The 656-nt window shown below is 49.1% G+C and carries 1 protein-coding gene; it reads right to left on the reverse strand.

The genetic code is table 11. From position 1 onward, the window contains the following. Positions 1-182: 182 nt before the first annotated feature. The coding region (gene mutM / locus ACTHUR_RS14950; protein ID WP_440399388.1) for a bifunctional DNA-formamidopyrimidine glycosylase/DNA-(apurinic or apyrimidinic site) lyase at positions 183-656 on the reverse strand (474 nt) is incomplete at its 5' end.

A 656-nucleotide genomic window follows, 5' to 3' on the forward strand; every position in this document is an offset into this window, starting at 1 on the left:
GTCTTCCGGTTCGGAACAGCCATCCCGCCAAGCGGAACAATCTGCCCAAACGGGTAAAAAACGGTGCTTTTTGTGAGTGCATAACTGTTTTTCTTTTCGTCTTAAATGTGTATCAAATCATAGTAATAACGTTTTCAGACGACCCAGATGACAAAGAGGTCGTCTGAAAACAGGTTCATAGATTATTTTTGGCAGTTCGGACAATAAAACGTCCCGCGCTGCCCCAAAACTTCCTTCTGCACCAAACCGCCGCAACGGACGCAGGGTTCGTTGTGTCTGCCGTACACCGTATATTCCTGCTGGAAATAGCCGCTTTTGCCGTCACTGTTGATGAAGTCGCGCAACGTGCTGCCGCCGGTTTCAATCGCACGCTGCAACACTGCCTTGACCGTCTCCACCAAGACAACGCATTCTTTTTTCTTAACCTTGTCCGCAGGACGGGTCGGCGAAATACCCGCTTTAAACAGGCTTTCGTTCGCATAAATATTGCCTACACCGACCACGATAGCATTGTCCATCAGAGCCAGTTTGACCGCGCGTTTTTGCGTTTTGAGCTTTTGATACAGATAATCGGCGGAAAAGTCGTCTGAAAGCGGCTCAGGACCCAGTTTCTCAAGGAGCGGATGATGCTCGGCAATGCCTTCGTACCACAAAAT

This window comes from Neisseria sp. P0021.S007 (assembly GCF_051956855.1).